9 protein-coding genes are annotated in these 22,787 nt (G+C 55.8%); 5 read left to right on the top strand and 4 right to left on the bottom strand.

Going from position 1 to position 22,787, the window contains the following annotated elements:
* Positions 1-266: 266 nt before the first annotated feature.
* Positions 267-13,451, bottom strand: a complete 13,185-nt coding sequence (locus ACR3ZL_RS12900; RefSeq protein ID WP_486173521.1) for a choice-of-anchor Q domain-containing protein — start codon at positions 13,449-13,451, stop codon at positions 267-269.
* Here ACR3ZL_RS12900 and ACR3ZL_RS12895 point away from each other — a divergent pair.
* Positions 13,450-13,629 carry a hypothetical protein gene (locus tag ACR3ZL_RS12895; RefSeq protein WP_473652742.1) on the top strand — a complete coding sequence of 60 codons (180 nt, stop codon included), beginning with the start codon at positions 13,450-13,452 and terminating at the stop codon, positions 13,627-13,629. The genes ACR3ZL_RS12900 and ACR3ZL_RS12895 overlap by 2 nt on opposite strands.
* Before the next feature lie 791 nt (positions 13,630-14,420).
* On the opposite strand, the gene ACR3ZL_RS12890 is transcribed toward ACR3ZL_RS12895, so the two are convergent.
* Positions 14,421-15,656 (bottom strand): Lpg1974 family pore-forming outer membrane protein, encoded by a 1,236-nt coding sequence (locus tag ACR3ZL_RS12890; RefSeq protein ID WP_473652744.1) that lies wholly within the window; start codon positions 15,654-15,656, stop codon positions 14,421-14,423.
* Positions 15,657-16,118: 462 nt separating this feature from the next.
* Here ACR3ZL_RS12890 and def point away from each other — a divergent pair, with 462 nt between their 5' ends.
* The 3 genes from def (at position 16,119) to ACR3ZL_RS12875 (ending at position 19,646) form a co-directional block, all read left to right on the top strand.
* Entirely contained in the window at positions 16,119-16,703 is a 585-nt protein-coding gene (def, locus tag ACR3ZL_RS12885; RefSeq protein ID WP_473652745.1) for a peptide deformylase, read from the top strand.
* Between the two features lie 5 nt (positions 16,704-16,708).
* The gene (gene fmt, locus ACR3ZL_RS12880) at positions 16,709-17,698 is read left to right on the top strand and encodes a methionyl-tRNA formyltransferase (RefSeq protein ID WP_473653563.1); all 990 of its coding nucleotides are present in this window, start codon (positions 16,709-16,711) and stop codon (positions 17,696-17,698) included.
* Between the two features lie 643 nt (positions 17,699-18,341).
* Positions 18,342-19,646: a DUF1559 family PulG-like putative transporter gene (locus ACR3ZL_RS12875; RefSeq protein WP_473652746.1), complete on the top strand. Its 1,305-nt coding sequence runs from the start codon at positions 18,342-18,344 to the stop codon at positions 19,644-19,646.
* A gap of 420 nt (positions 19,647-20,066) precedes the next feature.
* On the opposite strand, the gene ACR3ZL_RS12870 is transcribed toward ACR3ZL_RS12875, so the two are convergent.
* Both ACR3ZL_RS12870 and ACR3ZL_RS12865 read right to left on the bottom strand, forming a co-directional pair.
* Positions 20,067-20,243 carry a hypothetical protein gene (locus tag ACR3ZL_RS12870; protein WP_473652747.1) on the bottom strand — a complete coding sequence of 59 codons (177 nt, stop codon included), beginning with the start codon at positions 20,241-20,243 and terminating at the stop codon, positions 20,067-20,069.
* Between the two features lie 380 nt (positions 20,244-20,623).
* Positions 20,624-21,121, bottom strand: coding sequence for a hypothetical protein (locus ACR3ZL_RS12865; protein WP_486173520.1), 498 nt, complete (start codon positions 21,119-21,121; stop codon positions 20,624-20,626).
* 289 nt (positions 21,122-21,410) lie between these two features.
* Here ACR3ZL_RS12865 and ACR3ZL_RS12860 point away from each other — a divergent pair, with 289 nt between their 5' ends.
* Positions 21,411-22,580 (top strand): tRNA-uridine aminocarboxypropyltransferase, encoded by a 1,170-nt coding sequence (locus tag ACR3ZL_RS12860; protein ID WP_473652749.1) that lies wholly within the window; start codon positions 21,411-21,413, stop codon positions 22,578-22,580.
* Positions 22,581-22,787 lie beyond the last annotated feature (207 nt).

Below are 22,787 nucleotides of genomic sequence, written 5' to 3'. Positions count from 1 at the left end.
AATCCTTTCAGAGAAACGGGGAAAGCCAGAGAAGGTCGGCGAAATACAATCGCTTTGACCGTCTAGGGCTCAATCTAACCATCTGGTGTCTTGAAAGTCCAGGTGAGTTCGTAGATGGCATCGGCGTTGAAAAACGAGAAGTGTCCGAAACAGGAAACTTCGCCGTTCTCGCTTACCTAGTGGCATATCAATGTCCCCACCTTCCCGCAGCGAACCGCGAAAAGGTGGGGCTAAAATCAAGCTATCGTGCAAGCAAACGTTTGGAACTAGAACATCAGCCCAAGCGTGTCTTCCAGGTCATCGTCCTCGTCATCGCCCGCAAACACGCTGTCGACAGCGGTGGACCACTGCGGGGCCGACGTCGACGAATCCGACGCCGAGCTGAGTGGCTCGCTGGACGAGGCCAATCGATTGATCTCGTTGATCACCTGGAGAGCGTCAAACGCGGTGATGGTTAAGTCACCGTTGACGTCGATGAACTTGGTCGAAGCTGACGATTCACCGCTGGCCTGTGACAGTGGCCCCACTTCGATGACCCCGGCGTTGATCGCATTGATCACCAACAATGCGTCGAAAGCGGTCACGCTGCCGTCATTATTGACGTCGTAAGCGTTGTCCGGGTTGGTCAGTGACGTTTCTGGTTCAGATGATCCTACTGGTGGATCAAAGTTCCCAAAGATAGGCAACGAGAACTCATCACCCCACTGCATCGACAAATCGTTGCCCAGTGGTGATGGACTGAACGCGGTGAAGTAATCGCTAGGCAGGTTGCTAGCGATCGCTGGTGTCGGCGAATCAGGATCGGCTACGGCGGCGTTGTGGAAGTCCGAAACCCAGAAGAAGTATTCGCCGGTATCAAGAGGCTGCACGCCACTGCGATGCTTCACCCAGATTCCAATGTCGTCGACGCCGTCCAAGTTAAAGTCACCCGCGACTGGCTTGTCGGTGTAACCGTTCAAGCCGGTGAAGCGAATGGCGTTCGGATCTTGGTTGTCACCCAGGACAAGACGGTCGTCTTCAATCCCATCCCACTGGGCCGCGCCCGCTCCGCCGGTATTGAGATCGAAGATGACGGTATTGGTGTCGTTTTCGTAAACGGCCAAATCGTCCAGTCCGTCGCCATTGAAGTCACCGACCAACGGGATGCCGTTGTAGGTCGTCGGAATCACTTCACTTGCATCGATGGCGTTATCGTCGTTGAGATCCAGGTACCATGCGGTTCCATCAAAGATACCGACTTCGTCGCCCGGACGATTTCCGGCAGCCGCCGCGATCATGTCAGCAGGACTGTTGAAGAAGTTGCCCGCGACCGGAGCACCATTAATGCTGGTGCCCATCGGCATCGCAATTTCCAGATCACCGACACCGTCATCGTCTGTGTCGATGAAGAAGGTGTAGGTGCCATCGGCGACGATTCCACCATAAGCACCTAGCTTGTCGAAGCCGGATCCTGGGTCACCTTGTCCGGCACTGAAGTTACCAGCGAACAACCCGTCGCTGATACGTCCGTACTGGTAGGTGAAGTCACGGTTGGTCGCATCGTTGTCTTGGCCTTCCGGATCCCAGACTTGGTTTCCGTTGACATCAACATAAACCAGCCCATCGCTCCATGAACCGATCTCAGGGCGGCTGTCGACCGTGAACCGGGCCACAAAATCGCCGCCGCGGATACCATCGCCACTACGGGCGAAGTTAACTCCGGTTGGCTGCGACGCGTTGCTTTCACCGTCAAGTGAATTGCCAGCCAAGTCGGTGATTTCATCGAACACGGTCAGCGTGAAACGGTCGTCAGGAAGTGCCTCGCTGAATTCCAAAGTCACGGTCGCGGTCGCTGGTAGTCCATCGACTACTGGGTCTTGTGTAACAACTATGTTTTCAATCGCAATCACTCCGCTGTGATCGCCTACCAACAGATATCGACCTGGGTTTTCTGCAACATCTTGCTTCAGAGCTACGAACAAGAATTCCGGAGCAATGCGATTTGGCAAGTCAACAAAATCAATCGACAGACGATCGATACGCGGAGTCGGTTCAATCGTGCCGTCGTCGTTCTTTAGACCGAACAAGTTGTGGCCTGGGTCAGCCGGCGTGTAGACGGCATCGACCTGAGGTCCGACGGTATCGATCAGGATACGAATGGAGTCGGCTGCACCCCCAGCATTGTTAACGTTGCCCGCCACGTCTTCAGTGGTGACAAAGACCGTTCGCAATCCATCAGGAACCGGGAACAAGTCGTCGTCGTTGAAGTTGATCACCGATTCAATGGTCCAGAAACCATCAGGTTCTTGTAGGTTCCCGTCCAAAGGCGTGGCTGTGGTCTGCCCGACAAAGGCGTCACCCGCGTCCAGCAATCCGTCATCGTTCAGATCGACGAATAAACGAACAATGGTATTCGCTTCCGCCTGACCCCAGAACGTGGGTGTGGTATCGGTGGTAAGCAGGTCATCGAACGTGTGCGGATTCGGAATGACTCCGCTATCACTGTCGGCAACCAATCCATCACCAGCGACTCCGGGCAAACCGAATGACGCCGGCGGCGCGACCGTGTCAACGATAATTTCCAGTGACTCGCTGCGTGGACCGTAAGAGCGTGCCAGCGGTTGTGAAGGATCAATCATTTCAACCCGAGCGGTCAAGAAATGGCTGCCATCGGAAATCATCGGCGTGGTGAACTGATAAAGCCCAGGGACTCCCGGAACCTGAGTCGCGTAGCCCAATCGAGTTTGTGGATCAACGGTTCCTGCACCTGTTCCTGGCGTTTGGCCTTCATCGAATACGGCGATGGCGTAACCAGCCGCATCGCCCGCCGCTTGGAACGGAATCGGAATCGCGTCGTCATCAACTGGGTTCACGACGTCGTTCAGGAAGATTGAGTCATCCAGTCGGAAGTAGATCGTCGGCGTGTTGTCCGCCGTCACGTTATCGGTGTTGTTTCGACCGGTATCGCTTCCTTCGTCGCCAACACCATCGATGACGGCATCGTCGAGTTCCAAGTCGAACGGAGTCGGTGGTGCGGCGTTGATGATCGTCAGGTCGTAGGCGTTGATCGCGTCATTGTTCGCAGAGCCATCGGCGTTCGCACCGTAGACTTGGACGAAATACACCTGTCCCTGGATCACTGGGATTCGGACGCGAGCGTCATCGTCGTCATCTGCATCGCCGAACGCCCCCAATCCAGCGATTGGATCGCCACTGGCATCAAAGACCTGAATTCCCAGGTTCCCGTTTCCTGGCAATCCAGCACGACCGCTTTCCACCGTCTCGATCTGCTCGAAGAACGCTTGAATGTCCAGTGTCCCGGTGACTTCCGCTTCGACACGGAAGAAGTCGACATCCGAAGGGAACCCGAAGATCGGATCGATACCAGGATTGATCGTTGGATCCACATTGATCGTTTGAGCAGCACCCAGATGGGTCGCGATGGTGCGAGCATCGTTGAACTCGAACGGATCGTGCTTGAACACTTCCACGCGTCCACCGACACCAGCGATAGGCTGGACCACTTCAACGTTTTCGTAGGACAGTTCAAGCGGGAACTCATCCGTTGGGGAAATTTGAATTTCACCATACGAATTCGACACGCCCTTGAACTGCAGCATCAGGTCGCCAGTTCCTGCGTCGATGATGCCCAATCGATCCGCTGTAGAGTCAGGCCCACCATCAATTTCGATCCGCAGATTGTTGTTCGTGTCATCGATGCCCAACGCATCGGCCCAGGAAGCGGAAATCGTGTCGGCACCTTCGCCGGCTTCGACTCGAACCGATTCAACAGTCGGAATGCCGGCAATCAAGATGATCGTGTCGGTATCCGCAGTTCCATTGACACTGAAGTCCAGCGTCCCCGCAGCGGACTGGTTAACCAGCAGGGCGTCATCCCCCGACGTTCCCGAAATTAGGATCTGGTCGTAACCGTCACCGCCATCGATCGTATCGAGTCCAGCACCACCGACCAGAGTGTCCTCGCCCGCATCGCCGTTGAGGTTTTGAGCGTTGCCTGCACCGACGATCAGGTCGTTACCAACGCCACCGCTAGCGGTGTTGAACCAGCCGGACAGCTCGTCGTTCCCAACGCCGCCACTGATCGTGCTGACAATCAAATCCTGAACGCCGTCTTCGACATCGATCGAATCATCGCCTTCATTCCCATTGATCGTCAGGGTATCGTTGTCGGCTAGCGATGATTGCAAGATATTGATGTCGTAAAGCAGCCCTTGAATCTCAAGCACACCGCCGTTATCGGTTACCTGCAACGCATCGGCCGTGGTGCGGCCTTCGATGGTCACGGCGTCCATATCCGCGGTAGCACCTAGATCCAAATTGACGACTTCGATATCAGTCTGAGTCAAGTCGTTGACCGCGAAAGTGTCGTCTCCCGCAAGACCGTTGATGTCGAATTGCTCGACATCGCCGGTGCTGATCGAGAAAGGAACCAAGTTGGTCCGTTCAAACAGCACACGTCCCGACTGCGCCGCCGACAGGGCAAAGTCATCACCTGCCGCAGCACCGTTAACGATCTGGACGTCAACTCCCTCGTCGCCTTCGACGATGTCGGTGTTGTCGCCATTGTTCCAGATGAACGTGTCGCTGCCGGCGCCGCCGAACAGGTTATCATCGCCAGTGCCGCCGGTGATGGTGTCATTACCAGCTTCACCATAGACGGTATCGTTACCGCCACCAGCATCAATCGTGTCGTTACCCGCGCCCCCAAAGATCAAATCAGCGATCGGGCTGCCGACGATGATGTCGTCACCCAATCCGCCGAATATCGTCGCGTCTTGCATACCGGAAACGTCGACATTGTCGTCTTCGGCACCCGCGTCAATCACCTTCCGTACAGGGTCCAGGTCAAGCGAAAGCGTGATGCTATCGGCACCGCCAAGCGATGAAACTCGCACTTCGGCGAAACCGTTGTCGCCCGCGGTCACGTTGACGCCAGCTAACGTGATCGTGTCGGCGTCGGACGTAAACGTGTCGTCTGCTTCTGTACCGAAGACATGCAGAACATCGTCGTTGTCACCTGAAGAGTTAACAATCAGTTCATTGTTGACTCCGACCAAGTTCGCGGGATGAATATCAAACGTATCAGTACCGAAACCGTTTGCTAACGTAACATCGGTCATCCCATCAAAGTCGATGGACTCGCGATCATCAATCTGGATGCGATCCCCGAAGATAGGCCCGGCGTCCACCGTCCAAATGTTATCAGCCGCATCGTCGCTCACGGTCAGATTGTCGGTATCGCCACCATCGGCTCGCACGGCGATGTGTTCAACACCGACATATGCAATTGCCAACGCACCGCCGCCCACGACATCAACTTGACCATCGCCACGATCAAATGCGGGGGTGACGGAAAATTCTTCGTCCGTACCGAAAGTACCGAACACGGTCAGCACATCACTGCCGCCGGGCCCGCCGCCGAAGACATTCAAATTCCCGAAAGGCTGGGATCCATTAACGATGAAATCATCGTTGCCATCGAGGCCATCGAGTGTCAGATTCTCGATGCCGGCTGGGTTCAGCGAGATGAACGAGCCGGATGGAGTGACAAGCGACACCGCACCGGTCGTCGCCGCGACGTTGAAGACATCGTCAGACCCCGTGCCGTTGACGACCATTGTGTCGTTACCGCCCAAGCCGTCCGCAGTGACACTGCCGCCGATCCCCAGGTCTTCATATTGAATTGCCAGCGACGAACCCATTCGTATCACGCCGGCATCAGCAACAGATCCAGCTTGGTGTTCGAAGCTATCGTCCGTGTTGGCTCCACCAGTGATGGTTAGCGATTCGTCATCGTTTTCACCGTCGTAGATCAATCGCTCAACAGCAGCCACATTGATGGGCGATTGCCCCAACAGTTGCAGCACGCCGGTGCTGGGCGTCCAGTTTGGCGTGTCGTCCTGACCGTCGACACCAGTGACTCGCAAGCGATCCTGGTCAGTTGTCGGCAATCCACCGTCGACATTGATAGTGACAGCCAAAGCAGGATCGTTCACATCAATGGTGATATCATCATCGCCAGCCTTGCCTTGGATATCCAAGGTCGTCACGCCTACATAGACGATGGCCGGGCCGTTATTGATTTGAACGGAGACCGAATTGGGAGCAAGTCCGACCACCGTGATTTCGTCGTCATCGCCTGTCCCCATCACGACCACGGCACCGGCAGCACCCACGGGTGGCACGATTGTCGCAGTCACAGCTTCGATTTCATCAAAGCTGATGATGTTACCGGTCGCATTGTCGACGAAGGCCCCAGCGTCATTTTCAGGACCAGCCATAAAGGTCAGTCCGTTGGTCGAGATGACGTTCAGCGTATCACCGACCGCGCCGATCGGGTTGCCGCCTAGAACTTCGTAATCCAGACCGCCGCCAGCTAACGTTGTCACATTAATGGCGTCGCTGCCGTCGCCGGCCTCGATACGGACCTGTTCCAAGTCAGCGATCGTGTTGACTCCGGCCGAGGGGCCACCTGTGATGGTGAAAGTGCCCGCGGCGTGAACGGTCGATATCGTTTCGCCCGCAACACTACCGTTGACCAAAATCGTGTCAGTCCCGTTGCCACCATCCAAGGCGTTGTTGCCACCTTGCCCGTCTAAGATGTCATCCCCGTCGCCCCCGTTGATGGTGTCATCGCGGGCACCGCCGATCAGAATATCGTTGCCTGCACCGCCATTGAGAACAGCATCGGCGGACAGGAAATCGTCGCCTTCACCGCCATTGAGCGTGATACCGATTGTCAGTTCGACACCGTCTTCGGCTTTGATCACATCGTCGCCGCCTTGGCCGTGCCCAATCAAACGGTCGCCGTTAACTTCCGCGTCGCTGACACGGATGCTGTAAGCAAATCCGGCTACGTCAATGTCGCCGCCCAGGTCGCTAATCGTGACATTGTCAGCAACTTGCCGACCATGGACCTCAACGTTGTCCGCTACACCATCCGCAACACCAAGGTTCACTTCGATCCCAGTAACACTGGTCGCCGCTAAGTCAGTGCCGAGCTGGAGATTGTCTCCAAGCGACGATACCGATTCGACCTGGTTGTTGACGATGATTTGATCGGCACCGTCACCCGCATCGACGTTGATGTGTTCCACTTCGCCCATGTTCAAGAACACGGCCGCGCCATCTTGTGCATTTGAGTTCAACGCAAAGATTGCCCGAGAGGCATTTTGAAGCGTTCCCGGTCCGAAGACGTTGGTTGCTGGGTTAGTGATTGCCCCAAAGCGTCCACCACCAAACAACTCCATTCGGTTGTTACCAGCGCCAGCGTCGAACAACATTTCGTCTTCGCCATCGCCACCTTCCATCAAGTCGCTACCGTCACCGGCGACCCAAACGAGTTGGTCGCTGCCGTCGCCACCAAAGAAGAAGTCCTGTCCACGGCCGCCTTCGAGACGGTCATTGCCCGGACCACCAATCAGTGTGTCACCAAGAGCGGCTCCAGTAGGCGAGTCACCCCCGATCAAGTTGTCATTACCGTCGCCACCGATCAGCAACAACTGGACGTCGTCATCGGAAACCCCGGATGCATCAACGGTATCGTTGCCAGCTCCTGCATCGACCATCGCACTCATGGTCAGTCCGGATAGCGTAACGACGTCGTCACCGCCGAGCGTCAGAATATTCAAGTCTTCGATCGTCGAATGGAACGTGACTTCGCTGCCGTCCACGGTCACCGTCGTCGCGGTACTGGACACGACATTGGCGGAATCATCGCCAAACACATTCAATGTGTCGTTGCCACCGATCCCGACAAAGGTCACCGAGTCCGCGTTTTCGTAATTGAACGCAATTCCACTCGAACGACTGTGGTCAAACGATCCATCGTTGCCAGCGCTAGTTGGGGTCACGTTGAACGTGTCGTCGTTACCAGTTCCCACAACTTCAAGATCGTTGTTCGCAACGACATTGATAGTCTCAGCTCCCGAGTAGATCACACGAAAAAGTCCATTTTCGACGATGGTCTCAGGCACCGTATTGACTCTCACCACGTCCGCGCCGCTACCAAAATAGTTCAGCACATCGCTTCCACTGTCCGGCGACCCACCTTGGAATGAGATGCCTGAGTCGAACGGGTGGTCGCCGGGAATATTGGCCTCGTCAGCACCGGCTAGACCCAACAGACGGACCAATGTGGCACTGTCGGCTGTGATAGGCAACGTTAACGGAGCGCTGAACTCCATCTTGGTCATCGTAATCTCGCCAGTCGAACTGACATTGAATCGATCGTTGTTGGATGTACCAACGATATCCAATCCATCGACTCGCCCACCGCCAGCATTCACGAAAGCGATATCACCGCCGGCGCCAAGATTCTCGTACTCAACATCAATCAACGCCGTAGCGCCAAACTGAAACGCCGAAATGGAAGCGGCATCGACGGTCGCACCAGGGGTCAATTCCAACCCGGCACCAGGCGCCGGAGTCGTATAGGTCAACGAGTCTCCGCCACCTTGACCGTCAACGATCAGGTGCTCCGATGCTGACAAAACGACGGATACCGGCTGGGCACCGGTAACGGTCGCACCGTCAGTCGTTAGCGAATCAATGACGATCGTATCCGTGCCGGTTGTTCCGTTGACCACCACCGTGTCACTGGCCGTAGGGTCCCCGCCGTCGACATTGATCGTGGTCAAATCCGTGGGTGCTAGCGGGTTGTTGAGGCTGATCTTGTCATCACCCGCTCCGGCGTTGATCGTCAGCGTTTCGAAATTGGAGAACTCCAACGACTCAAATCCATCCACGGTCACCAATCCAGTGATTGCACCGGCAAAGACCGGGTCAACTGGATCGTTACTGTTAGGCCCTTCGGTGTAGTTGATTTGATTGTCGTCGTTCAACGCTTGCGGGAAGCCCACACCGAGTGGAGCCGCTGCCACCGTCAACGTGCTTCCTGGACCACCACCCACAATTTGCACAGGTTCAAGTCCAAAGAACTCGACAGCCTGAGTGACCGCGTTGGCAGTTTGGAACACCGCTCCGGCGTCGACCGTTTCGCCAGGGTTATAGATTGTGCTTGTGGTCATCGATCCCTGGATCACCAGGGTGTCGAAGCCGCCTGCGACTGGGAAGGTTGGATTGCCGTAGGCACCATCGCCATCAAACACAACGCGTGATCCGACCAAGCCGTTACTGTTGTCGACCGTCACCGTATCATCATCCGCTGAGCCGCGAATCACGATCAAGCCGGTGGTTGCTTTCGGTTGACTGAATACCAAGACGCCATTGAGGAAGACTTGCACGTCACCGCCGGGGCCAGCAGCGTCGTTCGTGATGAAGAAGCCATCAGCGTTGCCGTCACCAGCTTGCCCGGGAGCCAAGTCGTCCGCCGAAATGACAAACCCATTCAGGTCCACCTCAACGGCACCGATGTCGTCTTGAGCCCCTTGCGGCCGCAAAATGTCTCGTTGATCGACGGTCAGCACGGTCATCCCGTTACCGATCGCCGGGCTACCTGCTGCGGGAAGGTGCGTTTCAGTCATCCCGCCATTGTTTGTCAAAGGCAGGAGCATCGCGTCCCCACCGAAGATCGTGTTGACAGTCATCCCGACAACCGTTGGACCGGCAGGATCGCCGATCAAGTTCCAGTCTTGGCTCGTGCTCACGCCACTGAGGTTTTCTTCGGTTCCGCCGCCAGGATTCTGGGCGACGATCGTGTTCTCGAGAATCACGCCGCTGGCTCCAGCGGCGATTCCGTCACCTGTGCCCGCGCCCGTGTTCAAGGTGATCGTCACGCTATCGAGATCCACGACACCGCCGGTCGTATTGAAGATACCGCCACCGTCGCTGGTCGTCGCCGTATTGCCAGAGATCGTGCTGTTGGCCAGCGTGAACGAGCCGACGCCCGAGTTCCAAAGACCACCGCCCTCTTGAGCCGTGTTGTTGTCGATGGTGCTGTCATCGATTTCGATGTTTCCTGCACCGGTGATGTGAATACCGCCACCACGTCCGGGCGCACCCAACGCCGTGTTGCCAGTGATCGTCGTGTCGACAATTGTCGTCAACGCACCCGCGTTGTCTTCGATACCACCGCCAGCTCTCTGTGCTGTATTGCCAGCAACCAGCGATTCGGTGATGGTGACTGTACCACCTAGATTTAAGATACCGCCACCACTGCCGTTGGTCGGTCCGTCTGCAACATTGTTGGTGATCAGGGTTCCGGCACCGATGTCCAAAACACCACCGTTGTTAAAGATTCCGCCACCGCCATCATCGGCCGCTGCGTCGCCGCTAGCCGTATTGTCACTGATCTGGGTAACGCCACTGATGGTCATCGTGCCGGTATCGTTCCACAAGCCACCGCCTTCAAGTGCTGCGGAGTTGCCAGACACGAAGCTACCATTGATATCCACATCGAGTGCACCGGAGACGTGCAGTCCACCGCCGTTACCTGGTGCGCCGGGCCCTCCGCCTGCCGCGGTGTTAGAGAAAAGATTGAGATTGGTCAGCGTGGTTAAAACTGCCGCGCCGGCCACCTCGATCCCACCACCAGCCCGCACCGCTGTGTTGCCGGAGACAAAAGCGTCGGAAATGGTGAGCGAACCACCCAAGCTTAAAACGCCGCCGCCACTGGACAACCCGCCCAATCCATCGTCAGCGACGTTGCCCGTGATTTGAGAAAAATTCTGAATCACCAGTGCCCCACCATTGTTGAACACGCCGCCACCGCCATCGTCGGCGGACGCGCCACCGAATGCAGTATTTCCCGAAACGATCACGTTGTCGATCGTCATCGTGCCGGAACCGTTCCAAAGTCCGCCACCTTCCAAAGTCGCGGTGTTTCCGAAGACAGTACCTCCAAAGACGTCGACGTCCAGTGCGCCAGTAACATGCAAGCCACCACCGTTGCCCGGTGCACCGACGCCGCCGCCCGCTGCAGTGTTAAAATCAAGATTGACATTGGTCAGCGTCGTCAATGTTGCCGCGCCGCCCACCTCGATCCCACCGCCAGCCCGTAGCGCTGTGTTAGCGAAGATCAAGGAGTCGGAAACGGTCAACGAACCACCCAAGCTTAAGATACCGCCTCCGCTGGACATTCCGCCGAGGCCGTCGTCGGCGATGTTGTTGATGACTCGGGTGTTATTCTGAACGAGCAGCGTTCCGCCGTTGTTGAAGACACCACCACCGCCATCATCGGCCGCCACGCCACCGCTGGCCGTATTACCGTCGATCAAAGTGCTATCGATCGTCATGATTCCAGTGCCGTTCCACAATCCGCCACCTTCGAGGGCGGCGGTATTGCCGTTAACCGTGCCACCGCTGATATCGACGTTGCCCGCGCCGGTGATGTGTAAACCGCCTCCATTGCCCGGCGATCCCGCGCCGCCACCGAAGGCGTTGTTTCCGTTGAGCATCACATTGGTCAGTGAAGTCAAACCGGCACCCGCACCGATCTCGATACCGCCACCGGCGCGAAGTGCGTCATTACCAGAGATGTTCGAATCCGAAACCGTGACCGTCCCCCCACCGATGCTCAAGATACCGCCGCCACTGCTTAAGCCACCAACGCCATCGTCAGCGACGTTGTTCGTGATCATCGCGCCGTTTTGGACAATGAGATCGCCGCCGTTGTTAAAAATACCGCCGCCGCCATCATCCGCCGCGACTCCGCCAAACGAAGTGTTGCTGTCGATGACCGTGCCATCGATCGTCATTGTGCCCGTATCGTTCCACAGGCCACCACCTTCTTGAGCCGCGCTGTTTCCACTGATGCTGCCTGAGCTGATCAATGTGGGGGACATACCAGTGACGTGCAAACCACCACCGTTACCCGGTGCGCCTCCAACTCCCGCAGCAACGTTGTTTTCGAGTGTGAAGTTCCCTAACAATGCAACTCCAAGTAACACGGTATTGGATGCATCTTCGATACCACCACCCGCGCGATTGGCGGAGTTGCCGGTAATGATCGATCCCGAGGAAACAATGAGTAGTCCGCCGGGGCCATTGAAGATCCCGCCGCCGCTGCCGAGGATGCCATTGGCAACATTATTCGAAACCGTGGAAGCGACAAAGTCGCCAACGATCAGACCAGCACCGTTGTTGAAAATGCCACCACCGCCTTGGTTTGCGGCATCACCGGTCGCAGTGTTTCCTGAAATCGTCGCGCCGTCGATTACCGCGGTGGTAACCGTTCCGCTGGTGCTATTGTCGATCAGAATTCCGCCGCCGATGGGAGCAGTGTTACCGGATATCGTCCCTCCGGTGACATTCAACGTTTCCGTTTCGGTGACCCACAGACCGCGACCGGGCGTGTTGATCAGGTTTACGTTCGTCAGGTCAACTCGGTCGCTGTTGTCCGCACCGCCGTTGATGATCAACGAAGCGGCATAGTCAGGATCCAGGCTCGTGACGTTCAGCAGATCGCCCGCGTTACCAAGATTGACCGTTAAAGAATTGCTTGGATTCGGAATGATCGTATCTTCAAACGTCGCCCCGTTGTCCACGATTTCAATGAAGCCCGCCGCAGCACTGTTCTGCAGCGTCGCGTTGTTGGAAAAGTTCAACGGTAGATTCAAGGTCGTGTTGGCAGAATCTCCGGCGTTGATCGGTTCCAAACCGGTGTAGGTGATCACGGTGCCGTCAAGATCAAGGTTGCCGTTATTGCCCTCGCCTGGCGTGGTCGTGGTGTAATTTAAGATCTGGTCGTTAAACGAGCCAAGAATTTCTAAGGAGTCACCCTCCGAAGTTGCTTGCGTTCCACCATCGAACGACAATCCCGGGATCGGTCCATTGCTGAGGTCAACGGTCAACGAATCGTCACCAGCGCCACCAATAACGGTCACGGAATTTAGAAACGAGGTATCAAAGGGTGACATTCCATAAGGGGCAATGTTGGCCGGTGCACCGCCGATCGTGACCTCCAATTGCCCCGCCAAGTTAAGGCTGATCGCAATGTCATCGTCGCCAGCAGTACCGTCAATAACAAGATCCTTCGCAAAGACCTTGACGTCAGCCTCCCAGCCCTGACGAACAACAGAGAAATCGGAAATGAACTGGAACGTCAATTCATTGCTCGTGGCCGTGATGGTGCCTGGGGGATCCGCGTTGCCAAAATCAGGCGCCCCTTGAAAAGTGCCAATCACTTGACTTGTGGTATCGCTGCCGTCATAGACTCGCAGGAAATCAAAACTGAATCCCTCTGTTTGAAATGACGTGAAGTCGACTTCCAGTCGCGAGCCGGGGCCGCTGTCGAGCGTGAGGATGCTGTTCTCGTTGTTTGAGTAGTCTCCTCCAATGTTACCACTGTCGAAGTACTGATCTCCGTTCACGACATTTACACTCGATGTGCCTGCGGTTGGTTGCAGGTGGGCTGCCAACAACCGGCGATCTTCCAGTGTCTCGTGATTAAGTAACCGGTTGCGAAGCGACTTCCGCTTGGACTCCATTTCACTCTTGCGGCGGTTCTTTTTCGCGGCGGCAGTTCGGTTGAAAAGTTTGCGGATGCTCATGTCACGTATCCTGGATGTAAAACTTGGTGTGGGGCTAGTGCGGCGGACAACTAGTGCGGCGGAGAAGATGGGCGGTGCGTTAGCGGCAGTGCTTAACTGGATCCACCCTGAGATTCGCTTCTGCTGCGTCGCTGCGACGCGAAATAATGCTGAACGCGTGGTGTATCGCGGTGAGTAGAAATCATGCTGCCGATCCAACCGAAGAATTCACCGACCTCCCAAACGCCCCCTAAAATAGGAGGCGAGCATGTGACCAATGGGGGTGGCAATATAGGTAGAATAGGAGCAACCGGAGGGGGGTGCAACAAATTTGCCGGTTCTCCACAGATAGAAAGTGGAACTTTTTGTTCACTCAAGGCAGGCAAGTGCGATCAATTTCAACACATCGCTTTGCACTTAACGAGGGCTCAGAGCCGCCCGCAATCGCTCGAATGAGAGGCTTGAAGTGCCCATAAGCCCTGACCCACCCAGTACTTTCTCAAGTTCAATGGCACGTTCTAGGAAATAGGTGCACGCGATTGAGCGCCATGCACGCGATCCGGTGCCCGCCCCACCCCGCCAGGCCCCCACATCCAGTCACAAGGATGTGCTGCCCGCCAACTTTGGTGTGATTCCGCCTAGCCGCAACGACCGATTGAGGGCGTCAAAGGAAAACAAGCATGCAGCCATAGTTGGCGTGCCTCAGCGACTGGCATCGCCCAAAAAGCGACTGGCATGCCCAGAACAGGGGCAGCGTGCTTGCGATTTAAACTGCGATCTAAACGATAGCCAATCGATGCGGGCCGGTATCCGCCGCTTCGATCCCCTCACTCAACGAAAAAAGGGCATCTGAACAAAGTCAGATGCCCTATTGGGTTCGTCGCGGTCGTACCAACTCAATGCCTAGGCTACGTCCTGGAGAAAGGGACGAGGCGGAATACCTAGGTAACGGCGGCGAATGCGAACGCGGCGATCAGTGTTCGCTAGGCTCTAGAACGAAACGGTGACTCGGCTGGTGAAACCGCTGAAGGTGATTGCTTCGCCGATGTCGACCAATTCGGATTCACGAATCGCGTCGATGTAGCTGCGGGTCGAAACCGATTCATACCAACCGGCCATCATGTAACCGCTTTGCAAGCGGACACAGCCGGTCTTGCTTCGCCAGCCTAGACCGACTTCGCCTTCCAAGATTGGAGTAGCGTGAAAGTCTTCGTATTCGTTGGCTACGACGCCGCCGCCAAATTGATTGGTCTGGCGATAGCTCGCTTTCCAATCGCCGGCCAGCAAACTCGCCATTCCCTTACCGAAGATGAACAATCCCGTTTCGCAGCTATAGCGTTCCAAGTCCAAGCCGCCCGTAAATCCAAATCCTTCAAAGTCGATCTGGGTGTCGACGTCGGCTAGACCAATCGGTGCCGCAAACGTTTGCTGGCTGTTCAGCGTTTGCTCAAGATTGCTGTAACGCAGACCGGCAAGCCAATTGATCGCCATCGTGTTAGTGCGTTTCCAGAGATGACGATAGTTCACGTCAACAGTTTGGAAGTTCATTTTGTGAGTCGCGGTCGACGCGGTACTGTCGGTTGCCGAGTTGTCCAGCGAAGGGTGCAAGAGCTGGGAGTTCAACACGTTAATCCCAGTGGCATCGATCGAATCCGTTGCGTGTCCGTCCCAGCGGGTGTATGCCACGTTCAAGCTGCTGCATTCGCTCGCCGCCAGCGTGAAACCAGTGCGGAATCCAGATTCCGCGTCCATGTCGACGATTCCAGCCGGTCCGGTAGGCGTGCTCGTGTCAGGGTCAGAATCGGTACCTTCCAACGCATAGATTAAATCGCTGCTGCCCGCGGTCAGGTAAAGGTACTCACCAAAGATGCCGGTGCGGTGTGCCCACCATGGCGGTGGACAGGCGCCGGCCTTGGATCGTCGCTTCTTCAAGCCTTCAAGCAGACCGTGCGATTGTTCTGGTGCACTGCAAGTTTGCTCGTAGACACATTCGTTGCTGAAGCTCACCTCGTAACCGCTTTCGCAACCACCGCACGACGCGCTACCACAACTGCACTGAGCAATTTCGTCGCCGGTGACACTTTCATTGCTGTCGCCATAAAGGCTAGCGATCAACTCAGGAGGCAGGCCGTCGGTGGCCATGGCGGAGCCGCCGAAAGTAGCGGTAGATGCGAGAGTGAGTGCGAATGCAATGCGGCGAGACCCGCGAACGACAGAACGAAGCATGGGACAGGTCCAGTAAACAATGTTTGAATGATTGGGGCTTCAAAAACGGGAAGCGTTGCAGCCGGTTTCAATGAATCCGAAGAAAACGAACAAGCGATTTTTTACGGATAACCGTTACGACTACTCCCCCCACACAGGAGTGATCGTCTAGCTACTATCGTCAACTCAGAAATATTCGGCACGACTGGATCTCCCCCCCAATCGGAAACGCCGCCACCAAACCTCCTAAACCTCCACCGCCGCGCAAATTGAAATAGTGCGCCACCGATCGCTTTTGCCGGTCTCGCCAACCAACCATGCTCCGCCGATTCGCTCTCGATGCCACCTTCGAAGCAGCACTCACCCGTGGAAATATGCAGTCCTACACCAGGGCTCCAATCAAGCCCGGTCGTCATCGGCGACAGAATTTATCATGATGGGCAAATTCTCATTCCCCACTCCTGTTCTCGCCCGCCGACCACCATGCCTTTGTCGATCATTCATTTTCCCCACCCGACGCTGCGGCATCGCAGCAAGCCGATCGTCCGCGTGGACCAACGTTTGCGAGACATGGCTGCGGAAATGCTGGACCTGATGTACGCCAACGAAGGCGTCGGTCTGGCCGCCAACCAAGTCAATTTGCCGATCCGCATGTTTGTCGCCAACGAATCGGGCAAACGTGGCGAAGGGCAAGAATGGGTGGTGATCAATCCCGAAATCGATCGGCCCAAAGGCAACGAAGCGTCCCAAGAAGGCTGCCTGAGCGTCCCCGGAATCTATGCCCAAGTGAAGCGTCCCAAGTCAGTCCGGCTGCAGGGCTATGACCTGCAGGGCAACGAGATCAACATGGAACTAGACGGTTTCCTGGCCCGTGTCATGCAACATGAAGTCGATCACCTCGACGGTGTGATGTTCTTTGATCGCATCAGCGACGAAGCGAAACGCGATCTAGACGGTGAACTGTACGAGTTCGAAACGACCTTCGATTCACTCCGCCGGACCGGCACCATTCCAGACGATGCCGGCATCGCCCAGCAGATCGCGACGTGGGAAGAGGCTTACACTTGATCCGCATGATCCTTATGGGGACGGGCCCGTTTGCCGTCCCTTCGTTCGAAGCCATCCGCGTCGCCGGTCACGACATCGCGTTGGTCGTCACGCGTCCGATGCCCCCGATCAAAAGCCGAGGCGGCCCGCCACCGTCGCCCGTCCGCGACTGGGCCAATGAGCACGACTTGCCACTATGGGATCCGGCCAGCATCAACGATGACGCCGCGATCGAAGAACTCGTTGAATCGCAATCCGACTTAATGGTCGTTTGCGATTACGGCCAGATCCTGAAGCCAGAGGCTCTCGCGGCCACTCGCTGGGGCGGAATCAATTTGCACGGTTCGCTGCTACCGGCCTACCGTGGCGCTGCACCGGTGCAACGTGCCCTATTGAGCGGCGATGCCGAAACGGGCGTCAGCGTGATTCACATGACGCCGCGTCTGGATGGCGGCCCCGTGGTCACATCGGCAACCACTGCGATTTTGCCAACGGAAACGTCCGGTGAACTCGAAGAGCGTCTTTCCACGATCGGTGTGGACGCCACCATGCGAGCCATCGAAATCCTGCAAGACAAACTAGCCGACCATTCCTGGGGCGATCCCCTGCCTCTAATTGGCGAGCCGCAGGACAAGTCCAAAGTCTCCAAGGCACCGCGTCTGTCCAAAGCGGAGGCGGAAATCGACTGGTCCCGATCGGCTCGCGAAATCGATTGCCTGGTGCGAGGCATGCAGCCTTGGCCGGTCGCGTTCACGTTCGTCAAAACACACCCCGACAAACCACCTATCCGCGTCGCGATCAAGCAGGTTCGGATGGATGGTGTTGGGTCAGAAAAGATAACTCCGCCCGGCCAATTACTGGAAACTGAATCCAAGAACGAGGTTGCGATCGCATGCGGCGATGGCCGCCTCTTGATCGAACGTCTCCAACCCGCCGGCAAGAAAGAAATGGCCGCCGCCGAGTTCATCCGCGGTCACCGCTTGAAAGCCGGTACCCAGTTCGGCGTGATGAGCTAGAGACTCGCAAGTTCGGATTGATAGGTCGCGAACGAGAATACGAGTCCGTTCGCGCTGACTTGCACCAAGCAAGAGTCATTGCGTCAGACGCTACCACTCACCCCGACGCCCCCCGATAACACCCCCGTACAGTCTCTCGTACAGTCTCTCGTACGAGGGCGGATGAACGGGTGCGGGTAAACGGTATCAGCATTGCCTACTGTGGTTTGCTAGCAAGGACATTGCGAGACATTCCAAGGTAACACCACACCCCCCGGAATTGCAAAAAGCAAGTGAAACACGGGGCGAAACCTGCTTCATATCAGTTCGAATTGTGCTGCTTTGATGGGCAAGATTCATTGCGGCTGCTCATAGCACACGCATGTTCCACGGCGTGGCTGCTTTACGCGCTTAACGAGAACAGAAAACGAATCATCAATTCGTATCGGGTTGCGTGAAACTCAACTCCCTAATGCGGGAACTTGAATTGGTGCTCAACCGTTACATCCCTTCGAGAATTCAGTTCCCGAGTTCGGCACACCTATTGCCATGCTTGGTTGTCGTAACAGTCGCCTAATCCAAGGCGGTATCCAACGCGACACACGCGACTTGGGCCAAATCGTTTGGCGATCCAAGCATCTCGACTCATTCTCGGAAACCTACCTTGAACATCCAGCAAAAAACACAACACAGAAACGCGGGCTTCACTCTCGTCGAACTATTGGTCGTTATTGCGATCATCGGCGTGCTCGTGGGCCTCCTGCTTCCGGCGGTTCAATCAGCACGCGAAGCCGCTCGCCGAATGAGCTGCAGCAACAACTTCAAGCAGATCGGCCTGGCACTTCACAACTACCACTCGGCCTACAACCAACTGCCTACACACGGAAGCGGCACGACGGATCCGACGAATGGAATCCTGGCCTACAACCAAGGTGCCGGAAGCACAACCACGGGGGGCGGCCACAACGCCTTGCGACTGAGCTTCTTGGTAGGGATCACACCGTTCATTGAGCAACAAGCTTTGTGGGAACAGATCTCAAACCCGTACAACGAAAGTGTCTTCACGATCGGAGACTCGACCACGATGGGCCCCTGGAATGCGATGGGGCCTAACCCTGGCTACCAAACCGCTTACGTGCCTTGGGCAACCGAAGTGGTTGGCTTCCGATGCCCCAGCGATCCAGGTACTGGACTGCCTGCCGCAGGCCGAACCAACTATGCCGCTTGCTACGGCGACGGCTACTTTGGAGTCGAGCGAAGCAGCCCGGCGTTCAACGGTGCCCAAGTTCAAGCAGCCGCTCTTCGACAACGTGGCTCGATGAGAGGTGTATTCGTACCGAGAGTCAAACAAGGATTCCGAGACATTTTGGACGGTCTGGCCAATACGATTGCTGCGGGTGAAATCATCACCGATCTTGGCGACAACGATAACCGATCCGATCTATTGATTCTGGGAGTTGGATCGACAGGAGGCCCATCATCCTCCGGTCCAGCGTTCGACCAAACCCTCTGCACAAATCATGCAGCCATTGACGCAGACCGTCCGCGATTCTGGGACTCTGCGACACCTAGAGATGACAACAGCAGCGGTGGTTTGGCGACCAACACCCTCAATCGCCGAGGATTTGCGTGGGCCGATTGTGGAACAATGTTCACAGCGTTCTTCACAACCACTCCTCCAAATTCCCCATCCTGCAATTCGAACATCCACTCCTCTTATGCGGGACCGATCGCCGCGAGTAGCCGACACCAAGGAGGCGTGCACGTCCTGATGGCAGACGGAGCAGTGAAGTTCGTGACCGACTCAATCGAAGCCGGAAGCCAATCCAGCACGATTCCATACTACGCCGTGAACGCAAACAACAACGCTTATGTTGGCGAGAACGCAGTGGGCGCCAAAAGCCCGTTCGGGCTATGGGGAGCTCTTGGAACAAGGGCATCGAAGGAAGTGATCGACGAAGAATTCTAAACCCCCTTCGCATCCAGCGGCCTACTGGGCCTCACTTATCTAACCAATCCTGAAGGTCACATTGGCCTTCAGGATTTTTTTGTTGAAACACAAAGCAATACGCATTGACCCAGCAATAAAGTGACCCAGCAATAAAGTGACCCAGCGATAAAGTGACCCAGCGATAAAGCGGCTTAGTGATCAAGCGGCCTAGCGATAAAGTCTCAGTGACCAAGTGGCTAAGCGACAAGATGGCTAAGCGGTCGAGACATCTAGCTGCTGCGTCAGAAGCAGCCTGGCAAAATTGCTGCGTCGCAAGAGACAGTTCGCAATCAGGTCGCGAAACTGGAACCAGAAAAGACCCAAATGGCCTAGCCGATCAAAGTACAGAACAACGTAATTTGATCATGGCAATGACAACTAACTCAAACAAGCTCGGCCTTATTCAGGCTTAGATTGCTCGGCTTCTTCAACTCGCTTATCGATCTCCGCTTGAAGATCCTCCGGAGACATATCCGGCACGACAACCGTATTGTCCGATCCCCCGCATCCGACGACAGCAACGAGTAGGATTGCGCTGGCTATCAAAGCCAATACTTCAGTTTGCAACTTGAACATGGAAGCCTTCCGTTTGACATATAGGTAGTGTGTGTTAGCGATAACTAATAAGTTTCCGCTATCTATCGTTACTATTTAAAGCAGATAGCCGAAATCACACCAGCATTAAATTCACGTCAATCTACTAACGGCACAAGCAAGCGCAAACGAAAAGCTTAATGACGGATAGACACGAAGTAGTTTATAAGTTTTTTGATGCGTTGAATCCTTAAGCCCAATTCAACACGCTTCGTGAGCGACGAACTCAATCATTCTCAAACATAAACTCTACCGCGGCACCACAGCGAATGGACACAGCGAATGGACACAGCGAATTGGCAACCGCGCAGTGACCACCGCAAATTGGCAATTGCATTGGTTTTCGATCGCTGAACCGAGTCTTACAGCAGCGAGTCGAATCCCTGGGTTTCTCGCCGGGCGTCGTACTGCAGGTCAGGATGCAACTTGTCGATCACTTTGTCAATTTTCTTAAGCTGCGACGCATACATATTCGCACTAACGCGACAGCGACCGAAACGAAGCTTACGATCGAAAAACTGACGACAGAAATGAATTCGGATTTTCAGCTCCGTTTCCTTGTCACCTGAATAGCGAATGTGTTTTTCGAATTCTCGGATGATCTTGCGCAGCGTCTTCTTATGAAGCGTCCGGTTCGTCCCGATGCCGGCTTCCAAAAACTGTTCGTCGATCGCATCGCAAACCTCGTCGGCATAGGCCTGCTCGTCATCCGATTTCATCAGCAAATAGGTTAACAACGCTTTGTTGTCGACCTTGAATTTCGCCAGTCGCACGCATGCGTCCAGCAACTCATCGCGATCCAGGTGCGCCAACGATTTCTTCAGTTCGCTGATCGTGGCCGGTTTCATGTTGAAAATCATGTCGAGGAAGGATTCAGGTTGGACGCATAGCATAGAGGAAAGAGTGCGCTCTGACTGGACCGCTCTGGCTGGACGCACTGACTTGACCGCAAAGTGGCTGGACCGCAGATTGGCTGAAGAACGCCCGATACGCGCGAAGTCCGATTTCTCGTAGAACGTACCTCGTCGGCTCCCAAAGCCGATCACCGGATGCCGCCTTCGCTGGCACGCTTCGTTCCTTATTTCGCACAAAGATTCTGCGATCAACGCTTCAGATATCTCTTCGGCAAACCCTACGGCAAGCCCCCCAGTGGACGACGCTGATTCGCTGGCACTAAGCGAAAGCGGACGCTGCCCCACGTGCTTTCGTCCGTTGTCGCTGTGTTTTTGCGCGTTGATCCCCAAGGTCGCCAATCAAACCGAAGTGTTGATCATGCAGCACCGCCGCGAGCGGGCACATCCATTCAACACGGCACGGATCGTTAGCCAATCGCTGCAGAAATGCGAAGTCATGGTGGCGTACAACCACGAGCTGGCCGAACGCTTCGAATCGATGCAACTGAACGACAACGTCGGTTTGCTGTATCCCGGCGACGATGCCAAACTGCTATCGGAACTGGCGCCCTCGGAACGACCGGAGCAGCTTGTCGTGATCGATGGAACCTGGCACCACGCCAAGACGCTGTTTCGCGATATCCCTCGTTTGCAGACGCTGCCCCGCTATCGGCTCGCACCGTCCGAACCTGGCCGATACCGCATCCGACGCGAACCGAACGAGCACGCGCTGTCGACGCTAGAAGCAACCGTCGCGGCACTCACCGCGATCGAACCGACCACACCGGGCTTCGATCGACTCCTCGAAGTTTTCGACCGAATGATCAACGACCAGATCGGATTTACCAAATCGAACTGGCGACAAAACGAAAATCGACGACGCGGATCCGCCAACGTGCCACGGGTCTTGGCGGAAGACCTCAGCAAGATCGTCGTCGCTTATGGCGAACAAGAACGAGGTACCTTCGCCGATGGGACGCCACTTACGGACGAGGCTCCCAAACCGCTCTACTGGAACGCCGTCAGAATGGGAACCGGCGAGTTCTTCCGATGCGTGATCCAGTCCGATTCACTCAACGATGAATCGTTCATGGACCGCCTGCGATTGAGCTGCGAAGAATTAGACCCGCTAGCCACGGTCGATCAGTTTCGAGAACGCTGGCGATCGTTCATTCGCCCTGACGATCATGTCGCTGTGTTCCACCGCAGTACAGCGAGGCTTCTGGAGAACGTGGCCGCCGACTTCTCGCCGACCATCGTTTTGAAGTCGATTAATTTGAAGCCACAAACGACAGAGCACGATCCGCGAATGCCCAACGTTTTGGCTGGTCACACTTCCGATTCACGCCCCCTGAGAAGATTGGCCTGGGCGGTTCGGTTCGTTGAGGAATTGGTCCCCACCGTTGGAGTACAGGCTTTAGCCTGACGGGCATGCAGCTGACGAGATAATGCTTGAGTTGTGGGTAACAGGCTGAAGCCTGGACTCCAACGCTGTTGGAGTACAGGCTTTAGCCTGAATGTGCATTGAGCTGACGGGATAATGCTTGAGTTGTGGGTAACAGGCTGAAGCCTGGACTTCAGCGCTGTTGGAGTACAGGCTTTAGCCTGACGGAACCTGCGCAGCCCGAAAAAG

This window comes from Rhodopirellula sp. J20-39 (assembly GCF_057365095.1).
This window is presented reverse-complemented; position numbering and strand designations above follow the sequence as displayed.